The organism is Halobacterium sp. KA-6 (assembly GCF_021029015.1).
Taxonomy (GTDB): Archaea; Halobacteriota; Halobacteria; order Halobacteriales; family Halobacteriaceae; genus Halobacterium.
Genome location: NZ_JAJJZH010000005.1, coordinates 42,413 through 58,390, shown reverse-complemented (window position 1 = coordinate 58,390; position 15,978 = coordinate 42,413). Strand labels below are relative to the sequence as shown.

The following is a 15,978-nucleotide window of genomic DNA, read 5'->3' as shown; positions in this document are numbered from 1 at the left end:
ACGACGGAAGAACAGCCACTATGCACACTTTTTGCTGGTCCCAATGACTGGATCTACCGCGAAGGATGTCGACCCAACTGACCCCGAGTATCGGGATGTCGGGGAAGGGTTACTAGACGAGGAGATGGGGCCCAGTTCCGCGATGGCGCACCTGTATCGCGGCGAAATCCATCGGATGAAGCTCTGGCGCGAGCGCCTCGACCGGACAACAAACTGGGCGGTCATCGTCATGGCCGCAATCATCACATGGGCGTTTTCAAGTCCGAACAACCCACATTACATCCTCCTCATCGGCGTGGCGACGCTCTCGGTCTTCCTCGTGATCGAGGCGCGCCGCTATCGTGGATACGAAATCTGGCGAACTCGGGTTCGGACTCTCCAGGAGAACGTCTGGGCGTACGGACTCGACCCATCAGCCGGCGTCGTGGACCCAGACTGGCGAGCAAAGCTCAGCGACGATTACCGTACGCCGACCATCAAAATCAGCGCCGAAGAGGCAATCGCGCACCGCCTCCGACGCGTGTACCTGCCACTATTTGGAATACTGCTTGCTGCGTGGCTCGTCCGTATTACAGCATTCTCTCCCGAACCGTGGGTGGAGAGTGCAGCAATCGGCATGATTTCGGGTGTCGTTATTCTTGTTACTGTTGGACTCTTCTACCTTACCGCCATTATCATCGGGTGTCGGCCGCGGACATGGCATGCGAAAGGCGAACTCCGAGCAGAGGATCTCCGGGAACAGCGACGCAAATGAGAGCGGTCGTTTCATCACTCGAACGACGAGTCGGAACTTCACGCCCGTGCCGTCGGGAATATTGCAAATCTCTAGAACGGCGAAACCATCGATGCCGAAGCTGTCGTGCTTATAGGCTGAGCAGGCGCAATACCACGGCGTTCAGGCCGTGGATACGCGCCGTCACTTCTGGTAACAGTCCACCGTTGAAACGCTACTCCCGAGTTTCACATGGTGACGTTTAACTGACAGGCCGACGTACTGTGGAGTAGGAATTGGTCGGAACGGAGCGGATTCCGACCCCTCCTGCGGAGGCGGCCTGTCCGCCCACAATAACGAGGCAGTATCCGGAACCAGTCTGGTGAACGGCTGGTTCCTACAATGAACCAGTGCAGTGCCGGACTGCTTGCAACCACGAAAAGTAACTCCGAGTCCGTCGAAGTCTACCGGACTCCCGCGAGGCATAAACAACTCTGGGAGTCCCGATATGACCGAGGATAGGAGTACCGGGGGCTTGGCACTCCCAGCACTCTCACCCGCTGTAGTCCACGAACCCCGCACGGATTCTCACCGTGTTGGGGTTCGGTGGGACTGCAAACCTGAAAGCTCCAACGCTCAGGATTCCTCCGCCTTCAGGCGGAGGAGGATGTCAATGCAAATAGCAGCGGTTGGAACTCCTGAAATCGATGTCACAGCAGCGCGAGCAAATCATGGATTTGATCGACCGTGGCGTGACAGTCAAGCAATGCAGCAATACGATCGAAGGCACCGATATCTCAGAAGACGATCTCATCGAAGGCGTCGAACTCGTGTCGTCTGGCGTTGGCGAGTTAACGCGCCTCCAGAACGAGGGATATGCGTATATCAAACCCTAACGCGCTAGAATAGTTTCGGAATCGTATTCCGGAAGATGTTGAGCGAGATGACGAACAGCAGGGTGATGACGAACCAGTTGAATTTCTGCTCGTCGACTTCGAGCCGCCGCAGATAGGTTCCGAGGAGAAGCCCCACAATCGTGATGACCGCAATCACGGACCCGAGCCAGAGCCGGTACGTAGTCATGAGATCTGTGAAAAGAGCCATCTGAAGAATGCGGACCGTGAAGATAATTCCCAAAACCATGGAGAGCCCGCCGATATAGCGCTCGGTGTCACGCTCGAACGTATGGAAATACGCCGGGAGTAGTGGGCCGAGGTTGGATGCTGCGAGCAGGAACCCCTCAAGAAAGCCAGCAGTACTGAGTGCGACTGGGTGGTGTGCTTCTTCGATTGTCACAAAGTTCTGAACGACTTGGAAAACGACGTATGCGAAGATGATTACGCCGATGAGGAACGGCACAATCGGTCCAGCGGTGTACTGTGCAAGGACGTAGACGCCAGTGATTGATCCCGCAATCGCCAGTAAGACGAGGATCCATTCTTGACGGACAAATGAGATTCCAGTCTTGGTCTCGCCAATCTGGAACATATTGATCATCCAGGGCGGGATTGCGAGAACGACCACCGCGAGCGTCGGGTCAATAACAGAGGCGAAGATAGGCGTCGTAATGAGTGCATATCCGAATCCGATCATCCCTTTTACGACACCTGCGACGATAGCGACGACAGCAAATAGCAGGAATAACTCGGTCGAAACATCCGACTGAATACCTTTCATAACGTTCCCCCATCCCGGGAAAAAGACGATCGCGCTCGTGAAAACCGCGAGCGTCGCGAGCGTCATCGTCACTTCTCGATACCGGAAATGAAGCAGGTGCGCGATGAACTGGTGGGGATCGACTCTGGATTTGCGTGTCCTCATACTACGGAGTAGGTTACTGATGAATCACATTAGCTGAACCCGTAATTCAGTATCCTCTTCGGCAACGTACTCGTGCAGGTATGACGGTCCGGTGACCGCAATTCTCGCCATTAGCGCGGGGCTAAGTGCCGAGCACGGCGGTTATAGAATTAGCAGCCGTCATATATACCGGTAATACTGTCATTAGCCATCGCAGTGTTAATTGACTCAGTGAGCCATCAATAGGATATCTCCCCCTCCAACATATGACCAGTAGTATCGCCATTACGGCATCTACACAGGATTAGTCGGCGTTTCACATTTGTTTCAGAAGGTGAATAAGTACTCCCGCATAATTATAATGTCATTCGCCGGTACAGATATTTTTATATGGCACTCACACGCCGGCAGTATCTCGGGCGGGCCGTTCGCGTCGGCGGCGTGGGTGCTGCCGCACTCCTGGGTGGCTGCGCCAGCAACCAGCAACCCGACACAGAGTCAGTAACCGTTCGAATCGGGTCGAAGCCGTTCACTGAGCAGAAGATTCTCGGCTACCTCGCCTACGAACGGCTACGGAGAATCGATTGGATTCGTGCCATCGATGAAATTGGGGCAGGAAACTCGCTATCGAACTGGGAGGCAACAGCAGCGGGGGATCAACACCTGTACTGGGAGTATACGGGTACGGCGTGGCTGCAGCTCCCACCTCGCCACGAAAGACGGATTACCGACCCAGAGTCACTCTTTGAGCGGGTCCAAGCGGACGCTGATTCCCAGCGGCTCCAGTTGGCTGACCCAGCACCGTTCTCGAACGAGTACGTCATCGCTGCCGACGCTCGATGGGCAGAACGGGCCGACGTAACGACCATCAGCGACTTGGCAGCCCATATCCGAAACGGCGGTGATTCGCCGGGTGTTGCCGTCAACGAGGAATTCTTTCACCGGCAGGATGGGTGGCGTGGACTCGCTTCATATTATGAAATCGAGACTGCGAACGGTGAGCCATTCATCGTAACGTCGATCGGGTTGACGTACGAACTACTCGAACAGGATCGCGTGCAGATTGCAAGTGGATTTGCGACGGACCCGCAGCTCAACCGGTCGTCGGTTACAGTCCTCGAGGACGACCGTGACTACTTTCTTCCCTACCAACCGACCCCAACAGCGTATGCACCGCTCATAAACGAACATCCGGAGATTTTCGAGAGGCTCTCCCCTGTGGTTTCAGCACTCGATAAGTCGACAATGCGAGGCCTCAACAGCCGGGTCCTCCTCGATGGAGATCATCCGTTCACGGTCGCAACACAGTTTTTAGAGACTGAGGTACTCGACGATGCGTAGATCCCTGTCATCCCTCCCAGTTCTGGGAACGGTCGTCGATGTTGTGCGGTCGTCGTTCCGGCGGAAACTTACTACTGCGCTCCTCGTTGTCTTCCTGATCATCAGTATCGGCACAGTCGGCCTATATGTACAGGTGGGGGGATTGCTGGAGGAGAACGTCGAACAGTCGATGACCGCGGCTGCCGAGACCGAAGCGGACGAATTGCGGGAATGGTGTGGCAAGAACCGACTCGTCACTCAGCTGCTCTCCGAACATCCCGTCTTCGAGGATGGCGACCGCACCGAGGTTCGGGAGTATTTACAGGCACAGCAAGGGGACAGATCAGATACCGAAATCGTTCGGGCATACGTAATCGATCGGCGGAACCAGACTGTTGCGGTCAGTTCTGATGAAGACATGGAGTCGCAACCTATCGAAGACCTTGGCTGGACTGAACGGTTTGCCTTCCAGGATTTCGACGACGTGCAAGTGACCGACCCCTACGCAGTACAAAACGAGACGGTTATCGGATTTATTTCCCCAATTCGCCGGACCCCGGAGCAGTTGCTTGTCGTCGAAGTGGACACCGCGACTATCTTCGACCGCTTCGAACACCCCGTTGACGGTGGTTTTACGCGTGTGGTCAATTCCAACGGGACGGTCGTGTTCAGTGATGATGCAGCGGCGACGCTCACTCAATACAGCGATGAAAATCGTCGTGCACCGGCAGTCAGCAGTGGCCTGCGAGGGGACTCTGGATTCACGGAGTCACCAGCTTACGAAACTCGCCCTGAGACAGAGGGAGAGTATGTCGCTGCGTATACTGCGGTTCCGAACACCGACTGGGTTGTCATCGAGCACGCGCCAGCCAGTGAGGCGTACGTCATTACCCAGCAGGCGCTTCGATGGATCGGCGGAATCGCAGCGCTCACCCTGCTTGCGCTTGTGGGTGTCGTCGGCGTTCTCGGCCGGGATGTGACCGGCGCGCTCTCTCGGCTAACCGACCGGGCAGAGCAGATCGAAGATGGTCAGTACGACGTGGAGTTCGATACCGACCGGGCGGACGAGTTCGGTGATCTCAACCGGACGATAGCATCGACACGGGATGCTCTGCAGTTGCGGATCAATGAGATCCGCGAAACCCAGACAGAGCTTGAAGCATCGAATGCGAGTCTCGAAGAGCGATCCAAGATGGTGAACGTTCTGAATCGTATCCTCCGTCACAACGTTCGAAACGAGGTGAACATCATTACTGGACGAGCTGAATTGGCTGCGTCCCGCATCGACAATGAGGCTGCCCAAGCAGATTTAGAGGCTGTGCAGAATGCTGCGTGGGAACTCAGTACGATTTCGTCTCGAACACAGCGGATCAAGCAGCTGCTCGCCGAAGAGAACACCGAACCAGAACCCCTTGATTTGGACAATATCGCCTCGAAGTTAGCAAGAGTCGATGCCGACACCCCATGCGCAGATGTCGAATTCCACGATGAGACAAACGACGTAGCTGTCCAAGCGACACCGACGTGCCCGACCGCAGTCGCAGATGTTGTCCACCAGATTGCGACGCACAATGAAGGGGAAGTTCACGTGGATGTTACGGTTACCGTTACTGACGCTGGAACAGATGAGGAGAAGGTTGTTCTTCGAATCGATGACGATGCCGACGGACTCCCCGAATTAGATGTTCAAGCTGTCAACGCAGGCGAAGAGACCCCGCTCAATCACGCGGAGGGGCTGGCGCTCTGGTGTCTCGAATGGACAGTGACGAAATCCGATGGTGAACTACACGTCGCTCCTGAGGATACGACTCTCAAAATCAAGCTCCCGACTGCTTCGACCGTACCGTAGACAGTTATTCGCTGTTTTGCTTTTTTTTACAGCGACTATCGTAGGGCCGGTTTCTGTATCGCTTGATGGTATATTCTAGAGTTAACCAACACAGCTACGTTTGAGGGATTATGTGTTGGTTAAGTTTTCTGCGCCTGCGGAAGTGTGGAGTTGCGTTTTGACACGTAGCGAGCGGAGGTCCACTACCTCGGGCCGGAAGCCGTCGCGCCGGATGGAGGTCCAACGGGCGACGTTTGCGACCGACTAGTCGTCTACGAGAACGCACAGTCGCGGGACGAACCCGAGCAGCGCACAAGGCGTGCCGTCGCTGAAGCGATGGACGTCTCAGTCTTCTCGAAAGGTGGTCGCTACGAGGTGCAGTCCACGTCCGAGAACCGGAGCCTGCGCGATTGGAGAAGTGTTCGAAGAATGAATTACCGCCCTTGTTTCGTTCTCCAACGCTCAGAGCGTACCGGCCTCCTTTCGAAACAAGTCGAAAGCTGACGGCAACAACGGCAGACTTGCACCACCAATTGTTCACGCCACTTACCACCAAACTCGGAGTTCAATAGAGCCCTGCCTCGTGACTTCATCCACGCTCGCCTAGTCCGGGCGGGCGTTAATGGTCCCCCAGGCAACGAGCGCCAAGGAGACGACCAGGGATGTCCCCCAGAGGTAGGCGGTCGCTAACAACATGGGTTCGACCGACCGCATCAGCATCGACGCGGGGAGAAGCCACTGCCCAATAATGAATGACCAGACGGCGACCGAGCGGGTGCGCCCCGAAAGAGTTGTGTGCTTAATACCAAACCCGGTGACGACGGCGAGAATAGACAGCATCCCAAATTGGGCGTGTGCGGTGACCGCCATCGGCGGCATCGTGGGGCCGGCGGGTGACAGCGCGAACGTCTGGAGCAGTCCCCACAGCGCTTGCACGGTGAGCGCGACAAAGCCCGACACCCGGAGCGTCCATGACATTAAGTGACAGATGGTACGAGCACGTCAGTGATAAGTCTACGGAGACGACTGTCTGCCGCGTCCAACTCGTAACAGCGACCCGGGCGGGTTGACGGCTCTCGTCGGAATGGAGTGTAAAGCCGGTACAGTAATACGCATCCCCAAACATCATCCGGCAGTGCGACGGAAGAACAAGCTACTGGTCGCCGGGGTCGGCATCCTTGTACTCCTAGGCGTTCTAGGGGCGACGACGATGAGCGCGTCCACTGAGTTTGTAACGCCGACAGTGCTTTCCGAAGACGACAATTACGAGGGCAACTGGGTAAACCTTGAGGGTACCGTCCAAAATCTGGACACCAGCGGCGAACGCACCACGTTCGCCGTAGCTGACGGGAACCACTCTGTCCCCGTCACCTACAAAGGGACGCTCCCCGACACGATGCAGGAGGGGCGGATCGTCGTCGCGAAGGGTCGGTACGCGGATGGCTCTCTGACCGCCCAGCAGCTCTCGGTGCGTGCCCACGAGGGCGAGGAGCGACCCGACGACGTCTGATGACCGCCGATGAGCCCGCTACCGACGGTAAGAGCGCCGGTCCGCCGGCGATAAGCGCCAACAACTTAACGAAGCGCTACGGCCAGTTCCACGCCGTTGACGGTGTCTCATTCTCGGTTGCGGACGGCGAGACAATCGGGTTCTTCGGGCCGAACGGCGCGGGGAAGTCAACAACCATTCGAATGCTCGCTGGGCTCGTGCGGCCGACGGCCGGGTCGGTCCGCTTCGGGGGTGTGGAGCGGTCGCTCGGCGACCCGGACGCCACCAGTGGTGTTGGCGTCGTGACGCACGACGCGATGCTGTACGACGACCTGACCGCGCGTGAGAACCTCCAATTTCACGCCCGCCTACACGGCGTTGACGGCGTCGACGCCCGAGTCAAAACGGTCCTCAACAACGTGGGTCTCGCCGACCGGGGAAGCCAGCGGCCTGCGACATTCTCGCATGGCCTCCGGAAGCGCCTGTCCCTGGCGCGCGCGTTGCTCCACGACCCCGACGTACTGTTGCTCGACGAACCGTACTCGGGGCTCGACCAGCGCGGTGTTACCGACCTCGGCCACATTCTCGATGGCATCGACGACAGGACCATCCTCATATCTACCCATAATCTCAACCTGGGACTGCAGCGGTGCTCGCGAGCGCTCGTCCTTGACCGTGGCCGCGTCCAGGCCGACATCCAGACCGCGTCCACGTCGCCGGACGAGTTCGAAGCTACCTACCGACGTGCTATCGGGCTTGACGGCCAGTCGACGGACAACCGCTCCACCGCCACCGACCAGCAATGACGAGCTACCTTACCGCCGTCTATCTCGTAATGCGCAAGGATCTCCACCTAGAGGTGCGGACAAAGCAGGTGACGACCACGGCCGCCGTGTTCGCGTTACTGGTCGTACTGGCGTTCGCGTTCGGATTCGTGAAGACGTTCACCGACCCTCAGGTCGTCGGGCGGAGCGCGCTCTGGGTTGCGTTCGTGTTCGCCGGCACCCTAGGAGTGACTGAAGCGGCCGACGTCGAGGCCCAGCACGCCGCCCTTGACGGCCTACTGCTGGCGCCTGTCGATCGATCGGCGGTGTACGTCGGGAAGGTCCTCAGCACGACCGCGTTCGTGCTCGCCGTAGACCTCGTCACCCTCGCCGCGACAGGCGTATTCCTCGGGTATGAACTTGCGCTCTCGGTGATGCCGGCGCTCGCCGGCGTGCTCGCGCTGGCCGCATTCGGCTTCTCAGCGGTCGGCGTTGTCGTATCGACGTTGACGTTTCGGTCGTCGCTGGGCGAACTCGTGTTGCCCGTGCTACTCGTGCCGCTGGTCGTGCCGGTGTTGCTCGCGGGCGTCGAACTCACAGCTGCGCTCACGACCGGCGCACCGACGGGCACGTGGCTTCGTGTATTGGGTTCGTACGCAGGCATTCTATTCCTTGGCGGACTTGTGACCTTCGAGTACGCCGTCGAGGAATGAGAATGAGCGAAGGGTGGCGCTGATTACAGCACGCGGTAGGCGACGAGGCCGCCGCCGACCATCACGGTGAGACTGCCGAAGACGGGAATCGTCGGGAACTCAGGGATCGAGTTGCTCTCCGATGACCCTGTCTCGGCCATATTGGCTCCACCAGCACTTCCGTTACCGCCGGCCGTAGCGGAGCGCGCGTCCGAGACATCGACCCTGACAGTCTCGTTCGCGCTCACTGGGCCGTCTGACGTGAGAACCGGGACGGGCGAGTCACCAACGCGGAGGTTCTCGGAGTGGTCAACCTCGTCGATGTCGTATCCCTGGAACGACACCGCGAAGCTCTCCGCGTCACGACGGAGTTGCTTCTCGAACGTTCGGTCGGCAATATCGTAGGCGACGCCGACCTGTGTGCTGCCGTTCGCGGGGACTGACACGTCCACAGCGACTCCGCCGTCGACGCGCCGATAGTTGGTCTCTTCACCGGCCGCCATCGCGGAGTACGGCTGGCCGTCCGACGGCACCCCGACGACGACCGTACCGGCGAACGGCCGGTCAGCGCCGTTCTGGAGGGTAAGCGTTTCCACCACGCCCGTGAGACCCGAGCGGTTCTGTGGTGCAAGCACGCGGACGACGTGGCTGACGGGGTCGCCGCCCATCACCGACAGCACGCTGGGTTCGTCGACGGGCGGCGGCGTCGACACGGTCACATTCTGGGTGCCGCCGTCCACAGTGGAGACTGTCTCGCGATACTGGACGCCGTCGACGGCGACGGCGAGGCGGTACGTCTCGTTTGACTCCAGGGGAGCGAACGCAAACGTTCCGTTTTTGGCCGCCTGGGTGCGGTCGACCGAGAAGCCGGCCTCGTCGATGAGGCTGACAGTGGTGTTTGGTCGCGGCTCGCCAGCCTCGTCGACTACCTGGCCGGAGATGGCGGCCTCGAGGTCGATGGTCGCCGTGGAGTCGTTCCGCAGCACCTCGTAGTGGGCGGCGCCGTCGTGGACGACGCGGACGACGTACGCGGGCGAGTCGGGCGCGTCAACGGAGAAGGTGGTTCCATCGACGGTCGTCCGCACGGAGTTCCCCGTACTGCGCAGGTTTTCGTCGACGGGTGCGACGGTCACGCGAGCGCCATCGGCTGAGCCGTCCGCAACGGTGACGGTGCCTGAAACTGAGGTAGTCGCTGCAGCGATACTTGGGAGGGCAATGATGCAAGCGGTGAAAACAACGACTGCGGCAAGAGCGTGCTTATGGTTCATGTTAGTCTGTTGTCTCCGGTTCGACATCGGTACTCGAAGCAGTCGAAGCAGTTAGCGTCTGAATACCGTGCTCGGGGTCAAACACGAGCACGGTGGACATCCCCGCGACGAGCAACACGATGCTGAGCCGCAGCAGGGACATTAACGGCACCTGCTTGACGGTCATCGAGGCAGTGCCGTCGCTGACGCCCGCGATGACGTAGGTGTCGGTCACGAGTCCCCGGTCGATGAGAACATCCCTGACCTGCATGTTACCTTGCTGGGGGTACTCGCGCTGACCGGCGACCCCGGAAGTGACAAGTTTCCCGTCCTCGTAGACGGCAAGCGAGACGCCGTCAACTTGTACGCGCGTCGGGACCACACCTTCGGGGGGGTTTGCTGGTGAGCCGATGGTCTGCGGGCTCGCGAGCACCGTTGCGTCGGCGTTCGGCACGAAGTTCCACATCAGCCGGCCGCGTGCGACGAGGCCTTGGCCGGTCTGGACGGAGAGATTGCCCGTGGTCTCGTTGCGTTGGATGACGCCTACCCACGTCCGAGAGTTATCAAGTTGGATAACCGTCGCCTGTGGCCCCCTTCTGATGTCAGTGACGGTGCCGTACACCGCCTGTACCGTTCCGTTTAGTGACGGTCCACGAGCAGCCACTTGGTCGGCCGAGAGCGCGTATGACTCAGGCTTGGGGTTCTGGGGGAACTCGTTGCTGGTGTAGTCAAGCACGCGGACCGAGTAGTCGGTGCCGGCAACGTCCTGATAGGAGGTGTCGACGGACTCCGACGCGATGCCGGTCGCCATCGCTGACGCCTGGCCCGCGAACATATACATAAACGGAAGCGACAGCACGAGTAGCACGGCACCGACATGGATGGCAGTGATTCCTGTCTCCTTGAACATCGCGCCCCGGTCGGCGGTCGCCGGGATTCGGGCGAGCGCGCGCTTCGTGACGCCGAGAATGGCGTACGCGGCCGGGGGGAGAATCGAGAGCACGCTGATACTCCCGAGGACGCCGTATATAGGGGATTGAGTCGGCGGCGAAGGGGAAAGCTGCCAGGTCTCTGAGGGTGCGACGAACGCAGCGGCCACGGCCGCTGTGCCGAAGACGGCTAACCCGGTGAGGCTGCGGCGGCGCCCCTCAACGTCGAAGTCCATGTAGAAACCCAATAACAGCAGCGCGATGCCGACCAACGGGTAGCTCCAAAGGTTGAAGTAGTGAGACTCCACGGACACTTCGACGCCGGTAACCGCGGCTCGGAGGACGGGGAACGACAGCCCCCAGAGGGAGACGAACGTCAGCAGACCGAACAGCAGGACGGCGGCGTGCAGAAGATTGTCCCGCGTGAGCCACGCGCCGTCTGAGCCGGTCGCTTCGCCGTCCTGGAGGAACCAGTACGCGAGCGGGACGACGACGCCCAAGACGCTAGTCAACACCATCAGGACGATGAACGAGATGCCGATACCGCCGTCGGCGAAAGAGTGAACACTCCGGAATGTCCCGCTGCGGACGATGGAGGTGGTGTAAATTGCGAGCGAGAATACCGTCGCAGTCATCGCGGGCGCGAGAATCCGGTACTCGTCGTTCGGCCGGTACCGGACGACGGCGTGGACAGTGGCAGTGAGGAACAACCACGGCACGAGAATAGCTGTCTCCACCGGGTCCCACGCCCAGATACCACCCCAGCCGAGTACGGTGTACGACCAGAGGCCGCCGAGCGCCACGGCGACCGTAAGGAACAGCCAGCTGACGCGCAGCCAGCGCGTGACGCTCCCGCGCCAGGCCGCAAACACGCTTCCGTCACCCCGGAATAGAGAGACGAAGTGCGCGGCGCCGATGGCGAACGGCATCGTGAGCAGCGCGTAGGAGACAAACATCACGGGTGGGTGGATGGCCATGTACGGGTCGACCAGCAGAGGGTTGAGCCCCTCGCCACTCGTCGGAATGTACCCTGGTGGCGCGTTCGCGAACTCCGTCCGAATGGACGCGAACGGGCTCTGGAGCAGTAGCATCCCGACGAAGTACGTGACGATCCCGAACGTGATAGCGTGGACGAGCTTCGAGTGGCGGTCCGGGAACCCGCGGATGACCCCGGCGGTGAACGCGACCAGCGCAGTGAGCGCCGCCCACAGCAAGATCGACCCCTCGTTACCGGCGTACACGCCGGTCACGCGGTACAGCAGCGGGAGGTAGTCGGCGGTGTTGTTCCACACATACGCGTTCGAGTAGTCCGTCACCACGAACTGGTACGTGAGCTGGGCCAGGGCGCCGGCCAGCGCTACCGCGCCTGTGCCCGTGAGCATCGTCACGTACCCGACGTGCCGGTCGTCATCGGCGAGGTACGCGCGGGCAAGAATACCGGTTGCGCCCAGCAGAACGGCGAACGCAGTGGCGAGCAGGACATTCCCGACGTTCATTGGTTGTCACCCGCGTCGTACTCGCGCTCGGCCTTTGCGAGGTAATTGAGGAACGCCTCGCGGTCGGCGTATCCGGAGATCTTCACAAGCTGTTCACCCTCGGGCGTGATGATGACGTGCTGTGGCGGGTAGTTGGCGTTGTACCGCTGCTGGAGGCGGCCGTATTCGCCCTGGTCGCTGTCGAGGTTCACCGCTACCTTCACGAAATCGTCGAGTTCAGCTTGTACCTCGGGGTCAGAGTAGACGTACTGGTTGTAGTCTTCGCAGTACGTACACCACGTCGTCCAGAAGTAGATGACGATGGGGCGGTCCTGCTCGCTGGCTAGCTGCTCGGCCTCGGAGAAGTCGGTCCGCCATTCGGTTTCGCCGTGGTACGAATAGTTATCGTCGCTCAACACTGGTGCGGAGTGCATCGACAGGTAGCCAATGCCCAGAAGGAAGACGAAGAAGGCGATTGTAAGCGCCTTTCGAGGCTTCATCGATGTGTGATGCTTTCTCACCTCCCTCATTAAAATGTGCTGTCTGTGAACGACCCGGGGTCGGCGCACGTCAGACGGTTTCTCGCGTGTCCGCTAATACTCCCATGTCCGCAGAAAAGCTTTATTACAGTCGTGTCCACATATTGGAATACCGATTGCGAATACCGCAGTAGCAAGCTGAAATCACCACCGGGACCGATGAGCAATACGTAGAGATCTACGATGAGCAAACGAGATTCAACGAGACTACTGAAACCGACGCTGCTCGTGGTCGGAGCGGTCATCGCGGGTGTCATCGTCGTCTTCGCCGTCAACGGCGCGTTGGCGTTCATGAGCGACACCGGCGGGGCGCCGTCGGCTATGGAGGGCGATGGCGGTGGCGGCGGTGTCATCCAGCTACCGGGAACGTGGAGCGGCTCGCAGTGGTACAGTCCGGAACTCCGCGACGAGGGGTTCGAGTACAAGAATGCTTCAGCGGGCGACAAGGTGGAGTTCGTCCCGAAGGAGATGAACAACTCAACGCTCCCGGAGAACGAAAATCGGCGGGAGCTCATCCAGTACGGGCGTGAGATCTTCGCGAACACGTCCAACGAGATGCCCAACCACGTCGGCAACGAACTGTCGTGTGCGAACTGTCACGGCGGCGGCGACCTGCCGACGACCACCGGTATGGTCGGCCAGGATATCGACATGATTCCGCTCGTCGGCACCGCAGCCGGCTATCCCGAGTGGACCGGCCGCACTGAGCGGATGCGGGACATGCGCCAGCGCATCATGGGCTGCTTCCTACGGAGCATGGACGCGCCCGGTTCCCCCGAGGGGGTCCCAGCGTACGACAGTCGTGAGATCCAGGCGATGGAGTCGTACATGGTCTGGCTGAACAAGGGCACGCCGAGCCAGAAGGTGCCGTACTGGCGGCACATCCGGAAGCCCGAGGGCGACGAGAAGGTGAACGTAACAGAAGCCAACCCGGTGCGGGGCGCCGAGCTCTACCTCGAGAACTGCGCATCCTGCCACGGCGCTGACGGCCAGGGGACTCCCGGCCAGTATCCGCCGCTATGGGGTGAGGGCTCCTACAACGACGGTGCCGGCATGGGCCGGCTGTACACGTCTGCCGGATTCATCCGGGAGGCCATGCCGTACGGCACGGCGCACACGTTCACGGACTGGAGGGACGTCCATGACGTCGCCGCGTTCATGAACGGCCACAAACGCCCGCACCTCCCACGGCAGCCCAAAGACTGGGCCGAGTCTGGGGCGCCCGACGAGGGGATCTACTACCAGCGCGTTCAGGAGCGGTTCGGCTACGACATGAACCCGATGACGAAGAAGCTCATGATCGCCGGGATCCCCATCGGCTCCCAGGAGATTAACCAGAGCGTCATCCCTGACAACGTTGACCGCTACGACCAGCCCCTCCGTGACGTCGAAGTGAACGGCTCGTGGCAGACCACCTGGATTCGGACGTACGAGGAATACGACAACGGCTGGTCCACGAACGAGACCGAGCCGAACAACTCAACGTCCACTGACGCGCAAGAGTTGATAGGGGCAGCAATAGACGGCGGCAGTAGCCAGCAGGCAAGCTGACCGCCGTCCGTGATTCGCTGACATAATGGTAGAGGCTCCAACTACGTTCGCGGTGTTCGCCGCCGGCATTCTGACGATCTTGACGCCGTGCTGTCTGCCGATGATCCCGGTACTCGTAGTTGGGTCGTCAGGCCACTCGTTGCGCCCGGTGGCCATCGTGGCGGGGAGTACGCTCACGTTCACCGTGCTCGGGGTCGCGACTGGGATGATAGGGTCCGTAACCCCTGACACCGTTCGGTTACCGTTCGCCATCATGATGCTGGCGTTCGGGGCCATAATGGCAGACGACGACCTCAACGAGATGTACTCCCGGTACGCGTCCCGGTTGTCAGGACGCGCGTCGGCTGCGAGCACGCGGATCGACAAGGACGAGCGGCCGCTGACAAACGCGTTCGTCGTCGGCCTCCTGCTCGGGGTTATCTGGCTACCGTGCGTCGGTCCCGTCCTTGGGGGCGTGCTCGCGCTCGCCGGAACGACCGGTGACGTTGGGCGGAGCGCATGGCTGTTGTTCACCTACGGTGGCGGCTTCTCAGTGCCGCTGCTCGGGGTGGCCTACGCCGGTAAGCACGGTGTCCAGCGGGTCTTCAATTCCATCACTGAGGGTGTCTCGGGGGACGCGGTCCAGACAGCGACCGGGTACACGTTCCTGGCATTAGGCGTGGCCGTCCTCTTCGACGTGGACAAATTGCTGCTTGCGTCAATCGTTGAGTACCTATGAGAGCACACGCATGAGTTCGGACGAGATTGAATCGACGACCGATCAAGCAAGCGAGCGGTCCCAGAGTCTGCGGCTCGGACAGCTGGTCGGACGTGTGACCCGCGTGCTGCGTGCGGTAATCATGAGCCGCGTCGTGAAGTGGGGAGCGCTGGTGTCAGGCGTGGCATCGTTCGCACTGGTGTTCGGTTCCGCGTCGGACGTGATGTACGGCGTCTCCCACGGTGGAAACCTGCTGGCGTATTGGCACATCGCGCTGGCATGGGTGGCGGCATCCGCGCTCGGGACGACGTTCGTCGGCAGTGCGCTCTACCTTCGGTACCGGGGAGCGTTCTGGAGCCGGCTCGCGCACAGCGCGGGTGAACTCGGGTTCTTGCTCGTGACGCTGACGCTGCTGTTCGGGAGTTTCTGGGGGAAGGTTATCTGGAACTCCTACTGGGAGTGGACGGACGTACGGCTGGTGACGTTTCTGGTCGTGTGGTTCATCTACGCGGGCTACCTGGTCGTCCACGCTGGTACCGATGGTGGCAGCGGCGACCGGTACGCCGCCGTCTACGGTGTGCTTGGCTTTATCACGGTGCCTATCTCCTACGTCTCGACGCGTCTGTGGACGCCGACATTTCACGAGACGACGCTGGGGAACCCGGACGTGAGCGCGAATATCGACCCGACGACGCTACTGGTGTCGCTGCTGGCGGCGTCGCTACTATATCTCTACCTACTCGGGCTCCGCATACAGCTGCACGAACTCGAAGACGACCTCGCGGCACGCCAGCAACGGAGGTGACATAATGGAACCACTGCTACTGGCCGGCTACACGGCACTGTTCGTGACGCTGTTCGGGTACGTAGCGTACCTGCAGCGGCGGATGGAACACCTTGAGCGCCGTCTCGCCGACCTCGACGACTGAAGTCAC

Annotated in this window: 16 protein-coding genes and 1 pseudogene; 12 read left to right on the top strand and 5 right to left on the bottom strand. The window is 60.3% G+C overall.

Annotated elements, in window-relative coordinates:
* Positions 1–43 precede the first annotated feature (43 nt).
* Positions 44–754, top strand: a complete 711-nt coding sequence (locus LPA46_RS11320; protein ID WP_230892600.1) for a DUF2270 domain-containing protein — start codon at positions 44–46, stop codon at positions 752–754.
* Positions 755–1,419: 665 nt separating this feature from the next.
* Complete coding sequence (locus tag LPA46_RS11315) at positions 1,420–1,608, top strand: DsrE family protein (protein ID WP_230892599.1); 189 nt, start codon at positions 1,420–1,422, stop codon at positions 1,606–1,608.
* A 4-nt stretch (positions 1,609–1,612) separates the two neighbouring features.
* Here LPA46_RS11315 and LPA46_RS11310 read toward each other — a convergent pair whose 3' ends face one another.
* Positions 1,613–2,533 (bottom strand): sulfite exporter TauE/SafE family protein, encoded by a 921-nt coding sequence (locus LPA46_RS11310; RefSeq protein ID WP_230892598.1) that lies wholly within the window; start codon positions 2,531–2,533, stop codon positions 1,613–1,615.
* A gap of 369 nt (positions 2,534–2,902) precedes the next feature.
* Here LPA46_RS11310 and LPA46_RS11305 point away from each other — a divergent pair, with 369 nt between their 5' ends.
* The 3 genes and pseudogenes from LPA46_RS11305 to LPA46_RS19175 form a co-directional block, all read left to right on the top strand.
* Positions 2,903–3,853 carry an ABC transporter substrate-binding protein gene (locus tag LPA46_RS11305; RefSeq protein WP_230892597.1) on the top strand — a complete coding sequence of 317 codons (951 nt, stop codon included), beginning with the start codon at positions 2,903–2,905 and terminating at the stop codon, positions 3,851–3,853.
* Entirely contained in the window at positions 3,846–5,681 is a 1,836-nt protein-coding gene (locus tag LPA46_RS11300) for a methyl-accepting chemotaxis protein (protein ID WP_230892596.1), read from the top strand. The genes LPA46_RS11305 and LPA46_RS11300 overlap by 8 nt, the downstream gene beginning before the upstream one ends.
* A 168-nt stretch (positions 5,682–5,849) precedes the next feature.
* A pseudogene (locus tag LPA46_RS19175) lies at positions 5,850–6,059 on the top strand (hypothetical protein); the annotation flags it as partial.
* A 204-nt stretch (positions 6,060–6,263) separates the two neighbouring features.
* Here the strand turns inward: LPA46_RS19175 and LPA46_RS11295 are convergent.
* Entirely contained in the window at positions 6,264–6,638 is a 375-nt protein-coding gene (locus LPA46_RS11295) for a hypothetical protein (protein WP_230892595.1), read from the bottom strand.
* Between the two features lie 157 nt (positions 6,639–6,795).
* Here LPA46_RS11295 and LPA46_RS11290 point away from each other — a divergent pair, with 157 nt between their 5' ends.
* From LPA46_RS11290 to LPA46_RS11280, 3 genes are read left to right on the top strand one after another with little or no spacing between them, the layout of a single operon-like run.
* A complete protein-coding gene (locus LPA46_RS11290; protein ID WP_230892594.1) occupies positions 6,796–7,170 on the top strand; it encodes a cytochrome c maturation protein CcmE domain-containing protein in 375 nt (124 codons plus the stop codon).
* A complete protein-coding gene (locus LPA46_RS11285) occupies positions 7,170–7,955 on the top strand; it encodes an ABC transporter ATP-binding protein (protein WP_230892593.1) in 786 nt (261 codons plus the stop codon). The genes LPA46_RS11290 and LPA46_RS11285 overlap by 1 nt, the downstream gene beginning before the upstream one ends.
* On the top strand, positions 7,952–8,626 hold the full coding sequence (locus LPA46_RS11280) for a heme exporter protein CcmB (RefSeq protein WP_230892592.1): 675 nt from the start codon (positions 7,952–7,954) through the stop codon (positions 8,624–8,626). The genes LPA46_RS11285 and LPA46_RS11280 overlap by 4 nt, the downstream gene beginning before the upstream one ends.
* A 23-nt stretch (positions 8,627–8,649) precedes the next feature.
* Here LPA46_RS11280 and LPA46_RS11275 read toward each other — a convergent pair whose 3' ends face one another.
* The 3 genes from LPA46_RS11275 to LPA46_RS11265 all read right to left on the bottom strand — a co-directional run bounded on the left by LPA46_RS11275 (position 8,650) and on the right by LPA46_RS11265 (position 12,756).
* Positions 8,650–9,738: a carboxypeptidase-like regulatory domain-containing protein gene (locus LPA46_RS11275; RefSeq protein WP_230892591.1), complete on the bottom strand. Its 1,089-nt coding sequence runs from the start codon at positions 9,736–9,738 to the stop codon at positions 8,650–8,652.
* A gap of 136 nt (positions 9,739–9,874) precedes the next feature.
* The gene (gene ccsA / locus LPA46_RS11270; protein WP_230892590.1) at positions 9,875–12,277 is read right to left on the bottom strand and encodes a cytochrome c biogenesis protein CcsA; all 2,403 of its coding nucleotides are present in this window, start codon (positions 12,275–12,277) and stop codon (positions 9,875–9,877) included.
* Positions 12,274–12,756, bottom strand: a complete 483-nt coding sequence (locus LPA46_RS11265) for a thioredoxin family protein (protein WP_230892589.1) — start codon at positions 12,754–12,756, stop codon at positions 12,274–12,276. Before LPA46_RS11265 ends, ccsA (LPA46_RS11270) begins: the two co-directional genes overlap by 4 nt.
* Positions 12,757–12,978: 222 nt before the next feature.
* Between LPA46_RS11265 and LPA46_RS11260 the strand changes: the two genes are divergently transcribed.
* From LPA46_RS11260 to LPA46_RS11245, 4 genes are all read left to right on the top strand, one after another.
* Positions 12,979–14,346 carry a c-type cytochrome gene (locus LPA46_RS11260; RefSeq protein WP_230892588.1) on the top strand — a complete coding sequence of 456 codons (1,368 nt, stop codon included), beginning with the start codon at positions 12,979–12,981 and terminating at the stop codon, positions 14,344–14,346.
* Positions 14,347–14,371: 25 nt separating this feature from the next.
* A complete protein-coding gene (locus LPA46_RS11255; protein WP_230892587.1) occupies positions 14,372–15,064 on the top strand; it encodes a cytochrome c biogenesis CcdA family protein in 693 nt (230 codons plus the stop codon).
* Between the two features lie 121 nt (positions 15,065–15,185).
* Entirely contained in the window at positions 15,186–15,848 is a 663-nt protein-coding gene (ccsA, locus tag LPA46_RS11250; RefSeq protein ID WP_442908248.1) for a cytochrome c biogenesis protein CcsA, read from the top strand.
* Positions 15,849–15,852: 4 nt separating this feature from the next.
* On the top strand, positions 15,853–15,972 hold the full coding sequence (locus tag LPA46_RS11245) for a CcmD family protein (RefSeq protein WP_230892585.1): 120 nt from the start codon (positions 15,853–15,855) through the stop codon (positions 15,970–15,972).
* Positions 15,973–15,978: the final 6 nt, after the last annotated feature.